The organism is Streptomyces sp. NPDC001157, from assembly GCF_053598255.1.
Genome location: NZ_JBSFJW010000005.1, coordinates 120,876 through 142,504 on the forward strand (window position 1 = coordinate 120,876; position 21,629 = coordinate 142,504).

14 protein-coding genes and 2 pseudogenes are annotated in these 21,629 nt (G+C 71.3%); 8 read left to right on the forward strand and 8 right to left on the reverse strand.

Going from position 1 to position 21,629, the window contains the following annotated elements:
• Window positions 1-2: 2 nt before the first annotated feature.
• The 4 genes from ACWDAG_RS11110 to ACWDAG_RS11125 all read right to left on the reverse strand — a co-directional run bounded on the left by ACWDAG_RS11110 (window position 3) and on the right by ACWDAG_RS11125 (window position 4,007).
• Window positions 3-254: a hypothetical protein gene (locus ACWDAG_RS11110; protein ID WP_450695305.1), complete on the reverse strand. Its 252-nt coding sequence runs from the start codon at window positions 252-254 to the stop codon at window positions 3-5.
• Window positions 255-393: 139 nt separating this feature from the next.
• A complete protein-coding gene (locus ACWDAG_RS11115; RefSeq protein WP_450695306.1) occupies window positions 394-1,305 on the reverse strand; it encodes a YceI family protein in 912 nt (303 codons plus the stop codon).
• 31 nt (window positions 1,306-1,336) lie between these two features.
• A complete protein-coding gene (locus ACWDAG_RS11120; protein ID WP_450695307.1) occupies window positions 1,337-2,206 on the reverse strand; it encodes an intradiol ring-cleavage dioxygenase in 870 nt (289 codons plus the stop codon).
• Window positions 2,207-2,222: 16 nt separating this feature from the next.
• Window positions 2,223-4,007, reverse strand: coding sequence for an FAD-dependent oxidoreductase (locus ACWDAG_RS11125; protein ID WP_450695308.1), 1,785 nt, complete (start codon window positions 4,005-4,007; stop codon window positions 2,223-2,225).
• A 143-nt stretch (window positions 4,008-4,150) separates the two neighbouring features.
• On the opposite strand from ACWDAG_RS11125, the gene ACWDAG_RS11130 reads away from it, so the two are divergent.
• Complete coding sequence (locus tag ACWDAG_RS11130) at window positions 4,151-5,980, forward strand: helix-turn-helix domain-containing protein (RefSeq protein ID WP_450695309.1); 1,830 nt, start codon at window positions 4,151-4,153, stop codon at window positions 5,978-5,980.
• A gap of 119 nt (window positions 5,981-6,099) precedes the next feature.
• Window positions 6,100-7,275 (forward strand): FAD-dependent monooxygenase, encoded by a 1,176-nt coding sequence (locus ACWDAG_RS11135; RefSeq protein WP_450695310.1) that lies wholly within the window; start codon window positions 6,100-6,102, stop codon window positions 7,273-7,275.
• A 23-nt stretch (window positions 7,276-7,298) separates the two neighbouring features.
• Here the strand turns inward: ACWDAG_RS11135 and ACWDAG_RS11140 are convergent, their stop codons facing one another.
• Window positions 7,299-8,777: a glutamate--cysteine ligase gene (locus tag ACWDAG_RS11140; protein ID WP_450695311.1), complete on the reverse strand. Its 1,479-nt coding sequence runs from the start codon at window positions 8,775-8,777 to the stop codon at window positions 7,299-7,301.
• A gap of 169 nt (window positions 8,778-8,946) precedes the next feature.
• Here ACWDAG_RS11140 and ACWDAG_RS11145 point away from each other — a divergent pair, with 169 nt between their 5' ends.
• Complete coding sequence (locus tag ACWDAG_RS11145) at window positions 8,947-9,318, forward strand: cupin domain-containing protein (RefSeq protein ID WP_450695312.1); 372 nt, start codon at window positions 8,947-8,949, stop codon at window positions 9,316-9,318.
• Between the two features lie 87 nt (window positions 9,319-9,405).
• Window positions 9,406-10,425, forward strand: coding sequence for a LacI family DNA-binding transcriptional regulator (locus tag ACWDAG_RS11150; RefSeq protein WP_450695313.1), 1,020 nt, complete (start codon window positions 9,406-9,408; stop codon window positions 10,423-10,425).
• Here ACWDAG_RS11150 and ACWDAG_RS11155 read toward each other — a convergent pair.
• Window positions 10,408-14,370, reverse strand: a complete 3,963-nt coding sequence (locus tag ACWDAG_RS11155; RefSeq protein WP_450695314.1) for a glycosyl hydrolase — start codon at window positions 14,368-14,370, stop codon at window positions 10,408-10,410. The genes ACWDAG_RS11150 and ACWDAG_RS11155 overlap by 18 nt on opposite strands.
• A 341-nt stretch (window positions 14,371-14,711) precedes the next feature.
• Between ACWDAG_RS11155 and ACWDAG_RS11160 the strand changes: the two genes are divergently transcribed.
• From ACWDAG_RS11160 to ACWDAG_RS11170, 3 genes are all read left to right on the forward strand, one after another.
• Window positions 14,712-16,010 carry an MFS transporter gene (locus ACWDAG_RS11160; protein ID WP_450695315.1) on the forward strand — a complete coding sequence of 433 codons (1,299 nt, stop codon included), beginning with the start codon at window positions 14,712-14,714 and terminating at the stop codon, window positions 16,008-16,010.
• A 35-nt stretch (window positions 16,011-16,045) separates the two neighbouring features.
• The gene (locus ACWDAG_RS11165; RefSeq protein ID WP_450695316.1) at window positions 16,046-17,515 is read left to right on the forward strand and encodes an arabinose isomerase; all 1,470 of its coding nucleotides are present in this window, start codon (window positions 16,046-16,048) and stop codon (window positions 17,513-17,515) included.
• 164 nt (window positions 17,516-17,679) lie between these two features.
• Window positions 17,680-19,851, forward strand: a complete 2,172-nt coding sequence (locus ACWDAG_RS11170; protein ID WP_450695317.1) for a GH92 family glycosyl hydrolase — start codon at window positions 17,680-17,682, stop codon at window positions 19,849-19,851.
• Window positions 19,852-19,855: 4 nt separating this feature from the next.
• Here ACWDAG_RS11170 and ACWDAG_RS11175 read toward each other — a convergent pair.
• Window positions 19,856-20,053 (reverse strand): annotated as a pseudogene (locus tag ACWDAG_RS11175) (cytochrome P450); the annotation flags it as partial.
• A 5-nt stretch (window positions 20,054-20,058) separates the two neighbouring features.
• Between ACWDAG_RS11175 and ACWDAG_RS11180 the strand changes: the two are divergent.
• Window positions 20,059-20,166 (forward strand): annotated as a pseudogene (locus tag ACWDAG_RS11180) (gamma-glutamyl-gamma-aminobutyrate hydrolase family protein); the annotation flags it as partial.
• A gap of 34 nt (window positions 20,167-20,200) precedes the next feature.
• On the opposite strand, the gene ACWDAG_RS11185 reads toward ACWDAG_RS11180, so the two are convergent.
• Window positions 20,201-21,619, reverse strand: a complete 1,419-nt coding sequence (locus tag ACWDAG_RS11185; RefSeq protein WP_450695318.1) for a phytoene desaturase family protein — start codon at window positions 21,617-21,619, stop codon at window positions 20,201-20,203.
• Between the last annotated feature and the right edge of the window lie 10 nt (window positions 21,620-21,629).

A 21,629-nucleotide genomic window follows, 5' to 3' on the forward strand; every position in this document is an offset into this window, starting at 1 on the left:
GGTCAGGGCGGCGAGGCCGAGTCCGGCGGCGGTGAGCCCGCAGGCGGTGGCCAGCGCGGTGCGGCGGGCAACTCGCCCGGACGGTACGGGTCGTCCGGGCGCTCCACCGCGTCGACGGTGGCGTCCGCGTAGTCGTCGAGCGCCATTCCCGCCCAGTACAGGGCGACGGAGGACGCCAGCGTGCCGAGGATGCGGGGCGGGGGTGTCCCGGTGCTCGCGGCGGCTCCCGCGAGGACGTCACCGGGCACGCTCAACGCAGCGGGCAGACGGACGAGTTGCGCCTTTCGAGCCGCGCATGATCGCACTCTACGCCTGATGTTTTACTTTTCAACCTCTCCTTTCCCTCATTAAGAATCTGCGCGCAGGGTGTACCGCGTGACGGCACCGAGTGAACTACTCGGGTGGTGTCGGTGTGTCATGCGTGCGGTACATCGCCTGGACGTCCAGCTCCAGTTGGACCGTGGGGCCGACCACCGCGATGCCGCGAGCGAGCATGGTCCGCCAGTTGAGCGTGTAGTCCTCGCGGTGCAGCTCGGCCTTGGCGAGGGCGGCGCAACGCAACTCCTCGCCGTAGCCGCCGTTGACCATGCCCAGGTACGTCGTGTCCAGCGACACCGATCTGCTCACTCCGTGCATGGTCAGCGTGCCCAGCAGCGACCACTTGCTGCCGCCCCGATAGGCGAAGCGGGTACTCCTGAAGTCGATGTACGGAAAACGGTCGACGTCCAGGAAGTCCGCGGAACGCAGGTGCGTGTCCCGGGTGTTGTTGCCCGTGGTGATGCTCGAAGCGTCGATGCGCACATGGACCCGGGAGTCGGCCACGTCCTGCGTGACCTGGATGCCGCCCTCGAAGCGCTCGAAACGGCCGTGCACATGAGCCATTCCGACGTGCTTGGCGATGAACCGGATCGCGGTGTGCGGCGGGTCGAAGAGCCAGGTGCCGGGAACCGGGAGGTCGGCCTGCCGGGCAGGCTGGAGCCACACCCGCTGGGTCTCGACGCCGGCGTCGGCGACGATCTCGACCGTCTCCCGGTGGGGTTCCAGCCCCTCGGCCATGGCCATCAGGCTGTAGCTGCCCGGCGGCAGAACAGCCATGAACAGTCCGTACGGATCGGTGGTGCCGCGCGCCACGACCTGGTGACTGCGAAGCTCCGTCACCGTCACATCGGCGGCGCCCAGGGGCTGGTTCACCGGATCCAGGACCTCGCGGACGACGCCACCCGCTCCGGCCGGGACGGGAAGCGTGAGGCCCGCCGCGCTTCCGGGGGCATTCCTGGATCGCCGCCGGAGCAGTCCGAGGGGCATGGATTTCACCTTTCGGTATGCCGGTCCGGGTTCAGGCCGGGTTCAGTACGAGGTCGAAGCACGCGTGCCGGAACGGGTTCGGAATGCCGAACTGCCCTGCCAGGGACGGGTCGTCGGTCTCGGCGAAGTCCTGCACGAGGCTTGCCTTGACCGCGAACACGGCGTCCGAGTCGAGATGGTCGCTGCCCGCCACGAAGATGTGCGTGGTCACCGATGCATGCCCCGCGGCGGAGGCGATGAAGTGGATGTGGGCCGGGCGGTAGGGGTGTCTGCCGGTCGCTCGAAGGAGGCCGCCGACCGGGCCGTCGGTGGGGATCGGATAGGGGCTCGGCACACAGGTACGGAACCAGAAGCGGCCCTCGGCGTCCGTGGCGAACAGTCCGCGCCCGTTGCCCGCCGGCTGGACATCCGGCTGCTGGACGTCGTAGAAGCCCTCGGCGTTCGCCTGCCAGACGTCGAGCACCGCGCCCGGCAGCGGAGTGCCGTCCCGGGACAGTACCCGGCCGCTGACCACGCACGGCTCTGAGCCACCCATCAGGTCGATGTCCGCGCCGAGTTCACGGGCCGGGGACTCGGTCATGTGGAAGGGGCCGAGCACCGTCGACTCGGTCGCCGTGCCGGGTGCGCCGCTGTTGATCGTCTCCACGAGCATCGAGACGCCGAGCACGTCCGACAGGAGGACGAACTCCTGCCGCGTGTCCGAGCAGGTCTGCCCGGTCGCCGTGAGGAAGCCGATCGCCCGCTCCCACTCCTGCTGCGTCAGCCGGGTCTCGCGGGCGAAGGCGTGCAGGTGACGGATGAGGGCGGCGAGGAGTTCACGCAGCCGGGGGTCGCCGGTGCCGTCGAGGCTGTCGACCACGGCCTCGGTGAGGCGGGTGGTGGATGTGGATTCGGTGGTCATCTCCTGCGTCTTCCGTTCAGGCGTGCCCGAGGATCCGCCGCACCGCCCCGGCCAGCAGAGCCTCGGCGTCCTCGCCGGACGCGGCCGCCGTGGGGTGCCGGAAGGCGACGTAACCGTCGGGCCGTACGAGGAGCGCGCCCCCGTCGGCCACCTCGCTCAGTCGTGCCCAGTCGCCGTACGGGTCCTCGTACTCCTGGCCGGGGCCGATGACGACGGTGGCGATCTCCAGGTCGTGGGATTCGGCGGCCCCTACCCAGTCCGCGCCGCCGATACCGGTGATCAGGGTGAAGCGGCCCTGTCCGACGGTGTCGAGGGTGGACAGGGTGCGGGTGCCCGAGGTGATCCAGGCGTGCGGGAGTTTGGCGCCGGGGCGGGAGGTGGGCTGGTGGTACAGCTCGGGGTCGCGGTCGAAGCCGGGGTCGGGGGTGCCGTCGGGCACGACGGCCGCGGAGGCGTAGCGCTGATTGAGGTCGACGCCGTGTGCGTTGAACTCGTAGACCTTGAAGGCGATCGCCTCGCGCAGCTTCGCGCGCTGCTTGTGCGCGGCCTCGGTGTCGTCCTTGCGGGCGGCGATGTTCGCCCACAGCTGCTCGGGGGTCTGCGGGGACAGGCCGTCGAGTGCCTCGAAGATGGGGGCCGTCTCACCGATGGACTTGTTGGCGCGGGTGACGATCTGCCGGCCGATCGGGGCGCGCTCGGCGGTGTAGGTGTCCAGCAGCTTCGGGGAGGCGGTGCCGTCGAGCACGAGCTTGAGCTTCCAGGCCAGGTTGTAGGAGTCCTGGATGGAGGTGTTGGAGCCGAGGCCGTTGGACGGCGGGTGGCGGTGCGTGGCGTCTCCGGCGCAGAACACGCGGCCGTTGGAGTAGGTCTCGGCGTACATCTCGTTGACGGTCCAGGCCGAGGACGACTTGATGGTCACCGGGATGTCGTCGTCGCCGACCAACTGGCGTACGACGGACTCGGCGTACTCGGTGGTCAGATCGGGGGCGCCGGCGGTGACGTCGTAGCCCCAGACGATCAGCCACTCGTTCCAGGGCCGGACGCAGCGCACCAGACCCGCGCCGATGCCGCCGACGGTGGCACCGGGCGCCAGCACCCAGTAGAGGGTGGACGGGCGGTGTGCGGTGTACTTCGACAGGTCCGCGTCGAAAACGATGTTGATGCTCCCGGCGACCCCCATCTGGCCACCCATCGGCAGCCCGGCGTCCTCGGCCACCTGACTGCGGCCGCCGTCGGCGCCGATCAGGTACTTGGCGCGGATCGTGTACTCGTCGCCGCGCAGCCGGTCCTCGACGGTGACCGTCACACCGAAGGCGTCCTGGACGAAGGACTTGTAGACCGTGCTGAAGCGCAACTGCGTGCCGCGCGCGACGGCCGCGTCGATGAGCACGGGCTCCATGAGGTGCTGCGGCATGTCGCACATGCGGGTGGGGCTGGCGAGTTCGTGCGCGGCCTGTACGAGAGGGTCGTTGCCCCAGGAGCGGACCCGGCCGAGTTCCTCGCCGGCGAGGCTGGTGCAGAACGTCGTGTTGCCCATGAGGTGCTGCGGGGTGGCCTTCGCGACCACCTCCTGCTCCACGCCTAGGTCGCGCAGCACTTCCATGGTGCGCTGGTTCGTGATGTGCGCCCTGGGCGTGTCGGCGAGGCTCGCGTAGCGGGTGACGACGATGTTCGGTACGCCGTAGGTGCTCAGGGCGAGCGCGGCGGACGCGCCCGCGGGGCCACTGCCGACGATCAGTACGTCGGTCACGACATCGGGCTCGACGGTGTGCACGGGGAATCGCTCCAGGAATGCAGGCATGGCAGAAAGGGGGCAGCAGGCGGGGCCCGTTCATGATCATGAAGGGGGATGCGGGAAGGCGGGTGTCTCAATACGAGACAGTTCCGCGAGCCGGCATGCAGGTTGTTGTGCGTTCAACCGTTCCCGGTAGGGTGAGTCGTGCCGTGACCACCGCAGAACGCCCAGCCGTCCACCCTGCTCTCGCCTCGCTGCGCAGGGCCCGCGAGCTGTTCCTGCTGGGGCGGCAACTGCCGGACGGGGTGCCGGAGGACGTCGTCGCCGCCTGGAAGCGTGCCCGGTTCTTGGGCGTGCGACACGACGCGAACACTCCCGCACCGGAGGTGCCCCGGCTACTGGTACGGACGCCGGAGCCCTCGCTGCTCACCGCGGCGCGGCCCGTGCTCGAACGGATCGCCCCCACGCTCGGCACCGGCCGGACGTCGTTGCTGCTCACGGACGAGCGGCTGCGGGTGCTGTGGGCAGCCGGGCTCGGGCCCGGCGCCTCCTGCCACGACCTCTCCGAACAGCACGTCGGCCACAACAGCGCGGCCCTCGCGCTGCACACCCGGCGCCGCGCCGAGGTGCACGGCCCCGAGCACTTCCTCGACCAGTGGCAGGACGTCTGCGCGGTCAGTGTGCCGGTGCGGGAGCCGGAGACCGGACGGATGCTGGGCACGGTGACGGTCTCCGGCGGACTGTGCGCCGACTGCGGGCCGCATCCGGGCGCCCCGCTGGCCGAGGCCGCGGCGGTCGCCGTCGAGGCGGAACTCCTGTCCCGGTCGCGGGCGGCCGAACGGGTGCTGCTGGACGCGTACCTGAAAGCCGCGGGCGAGCTGGGGCGCGCCGTGGTCGCCCTCGACGGTCGCAACCGGCTGGTCAGCGAGGTGGCCGGAGAGCTGCTGTCACCGGAAGGGCTGGAGGTGCTGGAGCGGGATGCGGTCGCCCTGCTGCGGGCGTGGGGCCGGGACCCGGGCCGGGGCGGGGACCCTGGCGCGCAGGAGCGGCCTGAATCAGCCGCGGGTGCGGCCGCCGGATCCGAGGCCTCGACCGCTCCGGCGCCTTCGGCCTCGTATCGCATCCGGCTCCCGGCCGGCACGGGGTGTACGGCGATGCTCACCCCGGTCTGTCACCAGGGCCCGGTCGTCGGGGTGGTCGCCGTGCTTCAGCCCGTGGGGCAGGCGAGCGCGGCGTCCACGGCGCGAGCCGTCGTGGGACTGGCCGGGCGTTCGGCGCCGTGGCGGCACGCCGTCGGCCGCGCGGTGGAACTGGCCACGACTCCCGAGCCGCTGCTGCTGGTCGGCGAGCGGGGCACGGGAAAGACCTCGCTCGCACGGCACCTCGCACAGGAACTGACCCCGAACCCGTTGGTCATGGACGCGGCGGAAGGTGAACTACCCCTCCGGGGTGACGAGTTGACGGACGGCCGGCTTCTGCTCATCCGGCATGTCGAGCGTCTCACGCAGCCCGGCACCGCGAGCCTCAACTCGCTGCTCGAAGCGCACCCGGGCGCACGTCTGCTGGTCACCTACACTCCCGGGGCAACGCCGGGGCCGTGTCTCCAGCGGCTGCTGGACTCCCTGGCCGCACGCTCGGTCACCCTTCCGGCCTTGCGTGAACGGCCCGACGACATCCGGGAGTTGGTCACCGACCTGGCTCCCCGCCCCGCGCCGGGACGTCCCCCGCTCACCTGGACGCTGGATGCGTTGCGGGCCCTGGAACAGCATCCGTGGCCCGGCAATGTCACCGAACTCGCCCATCTGGTGAGGGCGTTGGCCGAGCGACGGCGCGCGACTGGTCCCGTCCGGCGCAGTGAGCTGCCGGACCCCGTACGCGAGGGCCCGGCGAGCCGGCAGCTCAGCCCGATGGAGCATGCCGAGCGCGCCGCTATCCTGGAAGCCCTGCGCCTGCACGGCGGCAACAAGGCCCGAGCAGCGGCGGCCCTGGGCATCGCCCGCGCCACGCTGTACCGGAAGCTGCGGGGCTATCGGGGCTGACCACGGCTCACCAGCCAACCTCCGTCCGGCCGGAAAAGCCTTGTACAGCGGCGGAGTTCTGCCCGATAGCCTGTGTGAACCATGCAGGGCCCGCGCGTCCGTCGAAGTGAGGTCGTGCCATGAGAGCGATCGTCGTGGGGGCGGGCATCGGAGGACTCGCCGCGACGCTGAGTCTGCGCCGTGCCGGTCACGAGGTCACGGTCCTCGAACAGACACCGCAGCTCACCGAGGCCGGCGCCGGGATCCAGCTCGCCCCCAACGCCACGCGCGAGTTGCGTCGGCTGGATCTCCTCGACGCGGTCGCCGCACGGTCCGCCCGCCCTGCCGCCGTGAGTTTCCGCACCTGGTCCGACGGGTCCGAGATCTGCAGCTACGCGCTGGGCCGCGACGTCGAGGACGAGTTCGGGGCGCCGTATCTGCAGGTCCACCGGGCCGATCTGCGCGATGCCCTGATCGCCGCCGTGCCGCAGGGGTCGGTGCGGCTGGACACCCTGGTCGTGGGAATCGACCAGGACGACCGGACCGCGTACGTGAGGACGGCGAGCGGCGAACGCCTGGGTGCGGACCTGGTCGTGGCCGCGGACGGCATCCGGTCCGCGGCCCGCCAGTGGCTCTTCGGCGCGGACGAGGCCGTCTTCTCGGGGACCGCCGCCTACCGGGCATTGCTCCCGGTCGACGAGGTGGCCGATCTCGGACTGCCCGACAACGGGATGTGGTTGGGGCCGGGGCGGCACTTCGTCCACTACTGGGTGCGCGAGGGCGAACTCCTCAACGCGGTCGCCGTGTTCGGGGCGGAGGACGCCACCCAGGAGTCATGGACCTCGCAGGCGGAGCCGGGAGAGCAACTGCGCGCGTTCGAGGGCTGGGACTCCCGGGTGCGCAGTGTCCTGGAACGCGCCGGGCGGGTCTTCCGCTGGAGCATCTACACGCGCACCCCGCTCCCCCGCTGGCACATGGGGCGGGTGACCCTGCTCGGCGACAGCGCCCATGCGATGGTGCCGTTCCAGGCCCAGGGCGCGGCACAGGCGATCCTGGACGCGGCCGTGCTCGGCGACTGCCTCACGGAGGCGGGGCCCGCCGACGTACCCGACGCCCTCGACCGTTATGTGCGCCGGCGCCTGGCGGCGGCCACGAGCATGCAGGCGCGTTCCGCGCGGGCGGGCGACGAGTTCCACCTGCCGGACGGTCCTGAGGCCGAGGCACGCAACGCCGGCATGGCGGCGTACGCGGCCGCGCACAGGTTCATGCCCGTGGCGTCCGTGTGGGGAGTCGACGTCCTCGACGAGCAGTCGTGACAGCACGACGGACGTCCGCCGCGTCAGTCCACGGGCCAGGTGTGCGCGGGCGCGTTCAGGTGCATGTAGTCCATGTACGTGGTGGTCATCCGGCGCAGCGCCTCCTGGCGGTCACAGGTGCCGGTCTTCTCCAGGTGGTGGACCGTCTCCGCCTGCCACAGGGCGCCGTTGCGGGCCGTGACGCAGCGCTGCTCGATGATGCCGAGCAGGGGTTCGCGCCAGGTCGCGTCCATGCCGGCCAGTTCGAGGCCGCGGTGGGCCAGGGGCAGCAGGCGCCGCAACACCAGTTCCGTGACCGGGACTTCGCCCACGCCGGGCCAGTACAGGCGGGCGTCGATGCCGTCGCGGGCGGCGGCGTGCAGGTTCTCCTCGGCGACCGCGAAGGACATCCGCGTCCACACCGGCCGGTCCTCGTCGACCAGGGCACGGGTGAGGCCGTAGTAGAGGGCGCCGTTGGCGATGATGTCGGCCACGGTGGGGCCCGCGGGCAGGACGCGGTTCTCGATGCGCAGATGCGGGCCGCTGTCGGTGACGGCGTAGACGGGGCGGTTCCAGCGGTAGATCGTGCCGTTGTGCAGGGTCAGTTCGCCCAGTTGCGGGATGCCGCCGCTGTCGAGCGTGGCCTGCGGGTCCTCCTCGTCGCACAGCGGCAGCAGGGCCGGGAAGTAGCGCACGTTCTCCTCGAAGAGGTCGAAGACGCTGGTGATCCACCGCTCGCCGAACCACACCCGCGGCCGTACGCCCTGTGCCTTGATCTCCTGCGGGCGGGTGTCGGTGGCCTGCTCGAACAGGGGGATGCGGGTCTCGCGCCACAGTTCCCGGCCGAAGAGGAAGGGCGAGTTGGCGGCCAGGGCGATCTGTACGCCCGCTATGGCCTGGGCCGCGTTCCAGTAGGGCGCGAACTCCTTCGGGGCGACCTGCAGATGGAACTGGGTGCTGGTGCAGGCGGCCTCGGGGGTGATGGCGTCGGCGTACATCGACAGGCGCTCCACGCCGTCCACCCGGATCCGCAGGTCCTCGCCGCGGGCCGCGAAGATCTGCTCGTTGAGCAGCTTGTACCGCGGATCGCCGGACAGGGCGGACTCGCCCACGTCCGACTCCCCCAGCGTCGGCAGGATGCCGATCATGATCATGTGTGCGCCCACGGCTGAGGCGCGTTCCTCGGCGTGGTTGAGCGCGTCGCGGATTTCCTGCTCCCAGGCACCGGGGCCGCCGGCGGTCAGCTGCCGGGGCGGGATGTTGATCTCCAGGTTGAAGCGGCCGAGCTCGCTCGACCAGGCGGGGTCGGCGATCGCCTGGAGCACCTCGGTGTTCCGCATCGCGGGCCGTCCGTCGCCGTCCACCAGGTTGAGCTCGATCTCCAGCCCGACCTGGGGGCGCTCGCTCTCGAAGCCCGACTCGCGCAGCATCTGCGCCAGCACGTCGAGACAGAGGTGCATCTTGTCCCGGTAGCGGCGGCGGTCCTCGCGCGTGAACACCAGGGCAGGTACGTCACGTCCCATGGGGCCCTCCCGAGTGCCCTCGGCGGATACCTCTCGTCCCAGCGTGCCACCTGGAACCGGTCAAGCACAGTCGGCGACCCGCCGATCACGTCAAGTGCCGGACGGCACGACAGAGGGTGAATGGCCCGACGCCTGTGCTGAACTCGGACGACACAGTGAGGAACGGCCCATGAGCAGACCGCAGTCCGAGTTCCACCGTCCCGAGGCCCCCTGGCTACGGCCGCCGGGGGCGGCCGACGGCGTGTGGGAGCAGCTGCTGGCCGAGGATCCGCAGACCGGGGACGCCACCGTGCTGCAACGGTACGAGCCGGGGACGGACACCAGCGCGCAGGGCAGCGTCCGACACGACTACTTCGAGGAGGTGTTCCTCGTCGACGGTTCGCTGACCGACCTGCGCCTGGGCGAGACGTTCACCGCGGGGATGTACGCGTACCGGCATCCGGGAATGGAGCACGGGCCGTGGACGAGCGCGGAAGGCGTGCTGATGCTGGTCAGGCGCGGGCTTGCAGGAGACCGCCGGGCCGACGGTTCTCCGGGATGAAAAACGTTGCAACCACCGTCGGGGTAGACTTGCGTCGCCCATGAGGACCATGTCGTGCCTGGTCGCACGGCTGTCACAGCGAGGGGGGTGGACGCCATTCCGGTTCGCCCCGCCCGGATCCAGGACGTCGCAGCCGCCGCCGGAGTGTCGGTGTCGACGGTGTCGAACGTACTGAACCGCCCGGAGCGCGTGAACGCGGCCACGGCCGAGCGGGTCCGCGACGCGGTCGCGGCGCTCGACTACGTTCCCCATCCGGGCGCCGCGGGACTGCGCACGGGCCACACGTCCTCGATCGGCCTGGTCCTGCCCGACGTGACCAACTCCTTCTACGCGCGCATCGCGCGGGGCGCCGCCGACGCAGCGTACGACCACGGCTATTCCCTGGTGCTCTGTCACAGCGGGGACGCTCCGGAGCGCGAGCAGGGTTACTTCACCATGCTCGTCGAACAGCGGGCCGTCGGCGCCGTGGTCGTCCCGCTCAGCGCCGACCCCACCCGGCTCACCCGGCTGCGTGAGAGGGGCATTCCCCTGGTGCTGGCGGACCGCGCGATGCCCGCGCAGGACGGCTGCTCCGTCTCCGTCGACGACATCGCCGGCGGCCGTATCGCCGTGCAGCACCTCCTGGAGTGCGGGGCGCGCGACATCCTCGTCGTGAACGGCGAACGGTCGATACGGCAGTGCGCCGACCGCTACCAGGGCGCCCGGCAGGCCGTGCGCACCCGGCGCGAGGCGCGGCTGGGCCAGGTGGTCGCCGAGGAGATGACGGTGGCCTACGGCATGGAGATCGCCCAGGGGCTCGACGAGCTGCCCGACGGGGTGTTCTGCACCAACGACTTCCTCGCCGCCGGACTGTGCCGGGGCCTGGCCGAGAGGGGTGTCAAGGTTCCCGAGGACGTGCAGGTGGTGGGTTACGGCGACCTCGACATCGCCAGCTTCGTGGGGACGACCCTGACGACGGTCCGGCAGCCCGTCGAGGATCTCGGCCGGGCCGCCGTGGAGATGCTCCTCGACGAGGTGGAGGCCCGCGCCGAACACGCCCACGAGACAAGGGTGTTCGCGCCCGGCCTCGTTCTGCGGGACTCCACGCTGTCAGTCACGGGCGGCTGACTCCCGGATCTGCAGTGTCGCCGGTCCCAGCAGCCCGGACGTCAACTGGGAGGGGAAGGCCCAGGCGGTCGGGGTGGCTTCGGCGAGATACGGGGCCAGGGTGTTGTGGACGGTCACCTCGATCCGTACGGTGCGCCCGGCGGCACCGCGCAGCTGGAAACGGTACGGCGCGCAGAACGCCTCGCCGACCGGCTCCCCGTCGAGAAGAACCGCGACGCTCCCCCGCACCCGCCCCAGGTCGAGCACCGGGTCCGGCCCGGCGGGGACCTCCAGATCGCGCGAGTACGTCACCCCGCCGCTCCAACCGCCAAGACCCAGCGACCGCCAGTCCCCGAGGGGCAGGGGCGCCGCCACGGTACGGACGCGTACCGGCCCGCGCCAGGCGGAGCCGCCCCGCAGCACGGCGGTCGGTTCGGTGACGACCTCGAACTCCGTTGGCTTCAAGGTGGGTTGGGACAGTGTGAGCACAGGACCGTCGAGTGGTCGTTCCGTGCCGTCCGCGGTCCTCACCCGTGCGGGCAGTGCCAGCGGCAGTTCCAGCGACACGGCGCCCGGGGGGACGGTGAAGCGGAAACGCTGTGCGCACGCGCGGACTTCGTCGGTGGCCCGCAGCGGCAGTACGGCGGTGCCGAGCGCCGGTTCGCCGGTCAGCCACTCGGTGTCGGGCAAGGGATGCGGTCGTACGGCGGCATGGCAGTGCTGCAACTCCCCCCACCTGCCCTCGTGTTCTGCGGTACGACCGCGCCACTCCCCCGTCTCCGCCTCCCAGCCGGCTCCGCTGACCAGCGCGGTGACACCTGCTCCCGCTACGAGGTCGACGAACACGGCGTCCCGTGCGCGGACGCTGTCGGCCACGACGTCGAGCACGTGATCGCCCGCCGAGAGGGTCAGTTCGTGGCGGAAGAACATCGGCACCGCGCCCCAGTCGGACTCGTAGTACTCGACCTTCTCCTGCCGCGCCACGACCGCGCCGTCGAGCAGCACCGTGGCTCCCGCCGCCGCGCCCACCACGAGCACGGCCCGCGCCCCGCCCTCGGGAAGACGCAGACGGCCCCGGTAGGTGACGCCGCCGTCCGGCCGTACACCGTCGGGCAGACACATGAACTGCGGGCGCGCCGCGAACCCGCCCGGAGGAGCCAGACAGAAGTAACTGCCCAGGGGGGCCTGGGCCTTGGCCGAGATCATCGAGGGACGGTCCTCGGCGTCGGACAGTTCGTACTCCAGGACGTTGCGGGGCCGGTCGACCTCCACCCGGGCGGACGCGAGATAGCCGCGGCCCGTGGGCAGCCTTGCGCCGTTCCACCACACCCGCTTGGCCGCTGCCGCGCCGACATGCAGATCGGCGGGCCCGCGGTGGTCGGTCTCGACGATCGACCGGACCCGGGCGACGGTTCCGGGGCCCGGCACCGGGACGCGCACGAACTCCTCGGCCACCAGCCCCTTGTTGCCCAGCAGCCCGTCCGGGTCCGGGATTCCGCGGCTCGACGAGAACAGCGCCACGGCCCAGCTCTCGTCCCAGGGCACAAGGGGCTGCTCGCCGGCCACGACCCGAGCGACGGACTCCTGGTCGAGCGGTTCGGGGGCCTTCGCGGCGGGCACCGGGGGCAGCACGCGCGCCCGGTTGCCGTAGGTCGCCCGGGTCTGCTCCCAGCGTGCGTCGGGGGCGTCGCTCTCGGTCCACCGCATGGTCCAGATCTGCGGTTCGTCGACGGACGACCCGGCGGGCAGCGCGAGGTCGCCCCACGTGTTGTCCATGGTGGGCACCAAACGGCCCTCCCAGCCGCTGGATACGTCGATGGTCCGGGCCGGCTCGGGAGGTGGTGCGGGTGTCGGGGCCGTCGGGGTGCCTTCTCGCCATACGACGAGGGCGGCGGGGGCGCCTTCCAGCGGCACCTCGATGGTGGAGACGCCGTCGGCCACGGTGACGCGGGCGGGGCGCCGGGCACCGGTCGCCGGGTTCCAGACCTCGGCCTCGGCGAGCGGGGCGCGCACGGTGAGGGACCTGGTGGGCGCGTAGCGGGCGGGGTCGACGTCGTGGTTGCCGCTGGGCGGATGCACGCGGGCGTCGGGGAAGGCCCCCGTCACCAGGGCGACCGCCTCCTCTCCCTTCCGCCGCACGAGCAACGGCACATCACCGGTCGCATACCCGGCAGAGTCCGCCACGGCCCCAGCGCCTGCCTCGGCGTCACTGGCCCGCTCCAGCCGCGGATGAGCGCACAGCGCCGCCACGACGGCGTCGTCACCGGCCAGGCCTGCCGCAGCCGCCGGCGCACGGCCGACGACCACCACCCGCCCGCCGGCGTCGAGCAGTTCGGTCAGCCGTCGTGCGGTCTCCTGCTCCAGGACGCTCGCCGAGGGCAGCAGCACCGCGGTGTAGGCCAGGTCTCCGACTCGCAGGGCACCGTCGGCGGGCGTGGCCCGCTGCACCGAGGCGTCGTCGATGACGTCGTAGGAGACGCCGTGCCGGTCCAGGGTGCCGATGCGAGGTTGCAGCCAGTTGTCGGTGCCGCACAGGTCGAGGTAGTGGCGCTGGGTCTCGTCGACGTCGGCGTGACCCTCGCCGAGGCGGCCGTCGCCGAAGTGCTTGACGGGGGCGTCCAGCGGAATGAGGGCCTGCATGGTGGTGGTCGGGTGCAGGACCGCCACGTCGGCGCTGTAGGTGCCCCAGGAGAGGATCGAGCAGATGCGGGCGACGGCCCGGGAGAAGGCCGGGTACTGCGGCCAGTAGGGCTGGCGCCAGTCGGTGGACGGCGGCGCCCACTCGAACCAGCCGCCCGCGGTGCCGAAGTAACTGGCGTGCGGGTTGTACAGGTTGGCGCCACTGCGCAGGAACGGCAGGAGCCAGTCGTAGGTGTCCTCCAGGGTGCCGCCCCAGCCGGAGGAGTGGAACGCCTCGATCCAGACCCGCTCGTGTCCGTAGAGGTGCGCCATGGAGGAGTGGACCTTGGAGTCGCCGTGGTGGTCGCTGCCCGCGGCGCCGTACCAGCGGTGGGTGCGGAAGTAGTCCGAGTAGATCTGGGTGGACTGGGCCGGGAAGCCGGAGCGGGCGGGGTGGCTCTGGTCGCAGCCCAGCAGCATGCCACGTGCGTCGTGCCAGGCGGCGAGGGGTTTGAACAGGGCCTCTTCGGTGAGTTCGGCGCGGACCGCGTAATAGTCGGCGCGGATCTTCGATGCCTGAGCAGGGTCCGTGGTGTCGTGGAAGAGGGCCGGCAGGTGGTCGAGCAGGTCGTAGCCGCGGCGGGCGAGGAACTCCCCCGGGAAGCGGCGGCTGAAGGCGTTGGTGCCGGGCAGTTCGTCCTGGAAGCTTCCGGCGATGACATTGCCCAGGTACTGGGGGACGCGCCGGTCGTACTCGTGGTGCACGGCCTCCAGGAGCAGGCGGACGGCGTCCGGGTCCAGGTAGTCGAAGGCCGTCGGGACGGCCGTGACGAGCTGCACCTCACTGCCGTCGGCGGCCGCGATTTGCGCGGTGCCGGTGACGGTGAGACGCCGGCCCGCCGGCGAGTACGCGCCCACCAGGGTCTCCGAACTCCTCAGCGGGACGGCGCCGTTGGAGACTGCGGCCGTGCGGCAGCGCAGGGCGAGGCCGGCCGTCCCGGGGTGCAGACGGGTCACTGCGCCCTGGACGTTGGCGCCGGAGAACCCGATCTGGTCGTAGAACCACAGGCGCATGCCCAGGTCCCGGGCGATCTCGCAGGCGTCGGTGAAGCGTGCCCACCACTCCTCGCCGAACCACGGCGGTTCGTCGGCGCGGGCGCCGAAGCTCGGGCCGGCCGGCGCCAGGTTGATCACGACGAGGTTGTGGACGCCACCCTCGGCGAACCTGCGCATCTGCCAGGCGAGGCGTTCGCGGGTGACTTTCGCACCCGACCACCACCACAGGGGAGTGGGGCCGAAGTCCCGGGGCGGGTCGTCGAACAACTGCTGAAGCGCGGAGGAGATCACGGACACGGTCCTTCCGAGTACTCTGGGGCTCCCTCACGGATCAAAACGTTTTACGTGTGTCTGCCTCACGATGTCCGCGCAGGTCACTCCGGCAGTCCTGCTCTTCTGCTGGGGGTCCGGGGGTTACCCCCCGGGAAAATGCAGTACATGGGTCTGGTCGCCGACAACCTGGAATGTTCGCACCGGATCCCGGGGGCCGGAAGCATGCCGACGCGTCTTCCTGCAAATGGGCGCATGAGGGGTTGTTGGAACGTTTTTCCGACCCTATATTCACTGCACTCGGCCTCAGAGCCGCGACGTCCCCCTCCGCTCGGCCCATCCTCAGACGACGGAGTCGCATCATGGTCCGAACCCCGACCGCTCCCGAACGCTCGGAACAACCCATCCCCTGGCAGCTCTGGAAGGTGGCGGCCCTGTCGGGCATGGCCTCCTACCTCGACGCCGCACTCATCGTCAGCATCGCCGTCAACCTGGCCATCTACCGCGACAGTTACGACATGGGCGTGTGGATGGCGGGCGCGATCAGCGCGATCGTCACCGGCTGCATCGCGGTCGGCTCCCTGGTCGGCGGGCGGCTGGCCGACTTGTTCGGGCGCCGCCGTGTCTACAACTGGGACATCTTCTGCTTCACGCTCGGCGCGATCGTCATCACCCTCGCGCCGAACGACATCGTGCTCTTCATCGGCGTGCTCGTGGCGGGCCTCGCGGCCGGTGCCGACCTGCCGACCTCCCTGGCCGTGGTCTCGGACGCGGCGCCCGCCGACGGCCGGGCGCGTCTGGTGTCCTTCACCCAGGTCATGTGGACGGCGGGCATCGTCGTCGTCATCTTCCTGAGCTACCTCCTGTCGCACACGGGCATGACCGGGGCGCGGCTCATCACCGGCCATCTGGCCGTCGCCGCGTTCATCACCTGGCTGCTCCGCGCCCGGCTGAAACTGGCCGACGAGCCCTCGGACGCGGAGCTGGCGGAGGAGGCGGCCGCGCTGGAGGCACCGCGTGGCATCGACCTCAAGAACCTCCTCAGCCGTGCCGCGCTGCTGCCGATGGCCGCGACCTTCGCCTACTACGTCACCTGGGGCATCGGAGCCAACACCTTCGGCCAGTTCGGCACCTACCTGCTGGTCACCGTCAGCGGTGCCTCGCAGAGCCTGGCCACCGGGATCAACCTCGCCTTCCTCCCGGTCGCGCTGGTGCTGACCTTCGTGTTCGTGCGGATCGCCGACACTCCCCTGCGCGACCGGCTGTTCTACGTGTTCACCGTCGTGCAGATCATCGCCTTCTGCATCGCCTCCCTCACCGCCGGCGCTGTGCTCGGGATGCTGATCTTCTTCGTGCTCTACCAGATCTCCTATCCCTTCGCGGGGGAGGCCAACTACAAGGTGTGGTCGCAGCTCACCCTGCCCCCGGACACCCGCGGCACCACCCAGGGCCTCACCTACGCCCTGGCGCGCGGGGTCTTCGCGGGCGTCGCGTTCGTCACGCCCGCCCTGATGGAGTACAGCGCCTCGCTGCTGCTCTGGTCGATCACCCTCTGCATGGCGTTGTCGGCGGTGGCGGGCGTGTACATCATCCGTGTCCTCATCCGGCGCTCCCCCGGCGCCGCCGCGGCTCCGGCGGACCTGGGAGTGGCCCGGGCGTGAATGCGAAGCCGAACACCTCACAAGGAGCGCCGATCATGGCGACGACCGACACCCCGACCGTGACCGTGGACCGCGCCGCCGCGCTGCGCGATCTGCTGCCCCCGGTGACCCGTCGCCGCACCCGCATCGGCCTGGTGGCCGGCGGACTCGGCACGTACTGGCCGCAGTTCCCCGACCTACTGCCGCAGTTGAAGGAGTCGGCCGCGTACGTCACCGAACGTCTGCAGCGGATGGACGCCGAGGTGATCGACGTCGGTTTCATCTCCGACGCCGAGGAGGGCGCGGCCGCGGCCGAGCAGCTGCGCCGTACGGACTGCGATCTGATCGTGCTGTTCCTGACGACGTATCTGACCTCGTCGATGGTGCTGCCGATCGCCCGGCGCTCGCACACCCCGGTGCTCGTCGTCGACCTCCAGCCGTCCGAGCGGATGGACCACGCCACCTTCGACACGGGTGCCTGGCTGGCGTACTGCGCGCAGTGCTCGGTGCCCGAGGTCGGCAATGTCTTCCGCCGGGCCGGGATTCCCTTCCGGTCGGTGTCGGGCTGGCTGCGCCAGGAGTCCGCCTGGCGGCGCATCGAGCAGTGGATCCGTGCGGCCCATGTCCGCGCGGCGCTGCGGCACGCCCGGCACGGTCTGATGGGGCATCTGTATCCCGGCATGCTGGACGTGTCGACCGATCTGACCCTGCTGCCGGCGACGTTCGGCTCGCACGTGGAGGTACTGGAGTTCGACGACCTCCGGCACCGGGTGGAGCGGGTGACCGAGACGGAGACCCGCGACCGCATGGGCCTGGCCCGGCAGGTCTTCACCCTCGACGACAGCGTGGCGGACGAGGACTTCGCGTGGGGCGCGAAGGTGTCCGTCGCGCTGGACCGGCTGGTCGAGGACTTCGGCCTCGACACGCTCGCCTACTACCACCGCGGCCTCGACGGCGAACTGCACGAACGCCTCGGCGCGGGCATGATCCTGGGCGCCTCCCTGCTCACCGCCCGCGGCGTGCCCGCGGCCGGCGAGTACGAACTGCGCACCAGTGTCGCCCAGTTGGTCTCGCAGAGCGTCGGCGCCGGGGGCTCCTTCACCGAGATCCAGGCCCTCGACTTCGAGGACGGCGTGGTGGAGATGGGCCATGACGGGCCCGCCCACCTCGCGGTCAGTGCCCGTGATCCGCTGCTGCGCGGGCTGGGCGTCTACCACGGCAAGCGCGGCTGGGGTGTCAGCGTGGAGTTCGACGTCCGGCACGGCCCGGTCACCCTCCTGGGCCTCGGCCAGGACGCCGACGGCAGCCTGTCGTTCATCACCTCCGAGGGCACCGTCGTGCCCGGCCCCCTGCTGGAGATCGGCAACACCACCAGCCGTGTCGACTTCGGCCGTGACCCCGGCGAATGGGTCGACGCCTGGAGCGCGACCGGCGTCGGCCACCACTGGTCCCTCGCCGTCGGCAGGCACGGTGCCGACTTCCGGGCGGCGGCGAGCCTGCTCGGCATCGACCACCGGGAGGTGTGAAACACCCCCTCGTGCGCCTCCGTTCACTCCGGTGCATTGCGCCGTGAGCCTGATCCACACGCGTTCCTCGGCAAGGCGCCGCGCAACCACGCCGTCCGGTCGGGAAGGTGGACACTCCGTCGTCGTACGACACCGCGACGTCCCACCGTCTCGAGGAGAGCTTCTTGCGCCTGCACCCTGTCGCGGCTGCCCTGACCTCTGCCGTGCTGCTGGCCTCGCCGCTCCCGGCGGCGTCCGCCGCCCCGGCCACGACCGAACCCGCACGCGCCACGGACGATCCCGCCGGCTACGTCAATCCGTTCGTGGGCACCGCTCCGGGAGGCACCGACTTCGGCCATGGCGGAGGGGCCGGGAACACCTTCCCGGGTGCCTCGGCGGCGTTGGGCGGCATCCAGTGGAGCCCCGACACGGTCACCCGCCAGCACGGCGGGTACGCGTACAAGGACAACCGGATCCGGGGTTTCAGTCTCACCCACATCTCCGGCGCGGGCTGCAGCGACTACGGCAACGTCCCGTTCATGCCGCTCACCGGCCGCCCGGATCCGGACCCCGCCACCCGCTATGCCACCTTCTCGCACGCCAACGAGCAGGCGTCGCCCGGCAGTTACGGGGTCAGATTCGACAACGGCATCCGTACGCAGATCGCCGTCACCCAGCGCTCCGGCATCGCCCGCTTCACCTACCCGGCCGGCGACGCGCGGCCCGCCGGGCTGACGGTGGACGCGGGACGGGCCTTCAACAAGGCCACCGGGAAGATCAGCATCGGCTCGCGCACCCTGTCCGGCTACACCGACAGCGGTGGCTTCTGCCACTCCTCCAACCGCTACCGGCTCTACTTCCACGTCGTCTTCGACCGCCCCTTCGCGCACACCGAGCCCCTGGACGGCAGGACTTCAGGGGCGTACGTCTCCTTCGCCCCCGGAACCCGTACGGTGACCGCGCGGGTCGGTGTGTCCTTCGTGGACGTCGCCGCCGCCCGCCGCAACGCCGTCGCGGAGCAGGGCAGGCGCTCCTACGACCAGTTGCACAGTGCCGCGCGTGAGCGCTGGAACGAGTGGCTGGGCAGGATCGCCGTGCGCGGCGGCACCGAGACCCAGCGCCGGGTGTTCTACACCGCGCTGTACCACGCACTGCTGCACCCCAGCGCCTTCAGCGACACCGACGGCCGCTATCGGGGCATGGACGGCAAGGTCCACCGCACGCGGTCCGGGCATGTGCAGTACGCGGACTTCTCCGGCTGGGACGTCTACCGTTCGCAGGGCCAACTGCTGGCTCTGATCGCGCCGCACGAGGCGTCCGACGTCGCCCAGTCGATCCTCGAACAGGGCCGCCAGGCGGGCTATTTCGACCGCTGGACGGTGGCCAACGGAGGCACCCGCGTCATGGTCGGCGACCCGCTGCCCGCCATGGCCGCCTCGATCCACGCCTTCGGCGGCACCGACTTCGACGCCCGGGGGCTGCTAAGGGCGGCGGTGGCGGGCCGGCAGGACGACCGGCAGCGACCGGGGCACAGGCAGTACGACACCCTGGGCTACATCCCAGCCGGCACCAAGGGCGTCTGGGGCAGCGCGGCCACCACGCTGGAGTACGCCATCGCCGACGCCGCACTGGCCCACCTGGCCGGACGCCTCGGCGACACGAAGACCCAGGCGGTCCTCACCCGCGCCGCCGGCAACTGGCGCAATCTGTTCAACCCCGTGAGCGGCTACATCCAGCCCCGCAACGCCGACGGAAGCTGGCCGTCCTTCTCCCCCACCCAGCACGGGGAGTACGTCGAGGGCAACGCCGCGCAGTACACCTGGCTGGTGCCGCACGACCTGCCGGGCCTGTTCACCGCCATGGGCGGCCCCGCCGCGGCCACCTCCCGTCTCGACACCTTCTTCACCCAGCTCAACGCGGGCGCCGACAAGCCGTACGCCTATCTCGGCAACGAACCGTCCTTCAACATCCCCTGGGCGTACGACTACGCGGGCCGCCCCGACCGCACGGAGGACATCGTGCGGCGGGCCCTCACCACTCTCTTCACCGACCGGCCCGACGGTCTCGTCGGCAACGACGACCTGGGCGAGATGTCGTCGTGGGCGGTCTGGGCCTGTCTGGGCATGTACCCGCAGGTGCCGGGGAGCCCCCAACTCGCCCTGGCCGGCCCGCTGTTCCCGTCCGCCACCGTGCGCCGCGGCAACGGGGTCACTCTCAGCCTCCTCGCCCCGGACGCATCGGCCACGAACGCCCACGTACGGTCCCTGATGCTGAACGGGCTTCCCGTCAACGGCCCGTTCCTTCCGGAAGGCGTCCTGACCTCGGGCGGTGTGCTCCACTACGGGATGACGTCCTGATCTCTCAGGCCAGGGTCACCTCGACGGGCAGCTTCTTGATGCCGTTGACGAAGTTGGACCGTACCCGGGTCACGTCGAAGTCGTACGGGTTGCCGAAGACCTCCTCGTCCCGGTTGCCGGAGGCGTACCACAGGAAGTGGTAGACGGGGGACGCCCAGCGCAGGAACTCCTCGACGGCGACCGGGATCAGGGACGGGTCCTGCTACCGGGCTCACGGTCACCGTCCGCGCCGCGGACGGCACGGTCGAGGGACTCGAACTCCCCGACGGCCGCGGGTGGTTCACGGCCGTTCAGTGGCGCCCGGAGGACACCGCCTGGGGACGGGCACTGACTCCTCACGGACCCGCCGTCACGCGCGCAGCCGCCGCAGCGCTCGTGCCGCGGCATGGGCTCCGCACATTCCGTGGGCGCCGGCGCCGGGTGGGGTGGCCGCGGAGCACAGGTAGTGGCCAGGGACTCCGGTGTCGTAGGGGTGCAGGGTGGGGTGCGTTCCGAAGAGGAGCTGGGGGAGGTCCGTGGCACCGGTCATGATGTTGCCGCCGACGTAGTTCGGGTTGTGTTCGGCGAAGCCGGGTGTGGTGCGTACCGCGGTGCCGATGACGCGGTCCCTGAAGCCGGGGGCGAACCGTTCGATCTGGGCGGTGATCGCCACGGCGGCGTCGCCGGTGTAGCCGTTCGGGACGTGGGCGTACGACCACACGGGGTGGATGTCGCCGACCGACCGTGACGGGTCGGCCAGGTACTGCTGGCCGACCAGGACGAACGGCCGCTCGGGCATCCGCCCGGCATGGATGTCCCGCTCGGTGGCCGCGATCTCGGCGTAGGTCCCGCCGAGGTGCACCGTGCCGGCCCGCCGCGCGGCCTCGGCGCGCCAGGGGACTCCGCCCTCGACCGCGAAGTCGACCTTGAACGCGCCCGGTCCGTAGCGGTAGCGCCGGTAGGCGCGGGCGATCCGGGGCGGCAGCAGATCGCCGAGGATGTCGGCCAGGGCGGTGGGCGCCACGTCCCACAAGGTCACGTCCGTGCGCGGGAGTTGGGCGACCGACCGCACTCGTACCCCGGTCTCGATCGTGCCCCCGAGTTCGAGCAGCAGCGCCGCCAGCGCGTCGGTGATCCGGCGTGAGCCGCCCTCGGCCACCGCCCAGCCGTAGCAGTGGCCCGCGGTGACGATGCCCAGCCCGATGCTCGCGGTCAGCGGCCGCTCCAGGGGGCGGAAGGCGTGTGCGGCGACCCCGCCCCACAGGCCCCTGGCCTCCTCGGTCCTGAATACCCTGGCCGGCAGGGAGGCGGGGGCGAGCGCGGGTACACCGAAGCGGGCGAGGCGGATCGGGTGGCGGGGCAGGCGCAGGAGCGGGCCCATGATGTCGTCGCCGAAGGTGTCGTACGCCGCCGAAGGACCCTCGAACAGCCGCCGCCAGGTGCGGCCGTCGGCGCCACCGAGACCGGCGGCGGTCGCGGTCACCGAGCGGTGCAGCACCCCGGCCGTGCCACCGTCGAGCGGATGCACACAGTCGATCTCCGGCCACGCCCACCGCAGCCCGTACCGGTCCAGGCCGAGCTCGTTGAAGAACGACGAGCCGACGGCCATGGGGTGGATGGCCGAGCAGAAGTCGTGCAGCAGTCCCGGCACGATCGCCTCGCCGGAGCGGGTGCCGCCACCGATCCGGTCGGCCGCCTCCAGCACGGTGACCCGCAGGCCGGCCCGGGCCAGGGCGACGGCGGCGGCCAGACCGTTGGGCCCGGCACCGACGACGGTCGCCGTACTCATCCCGAATCCT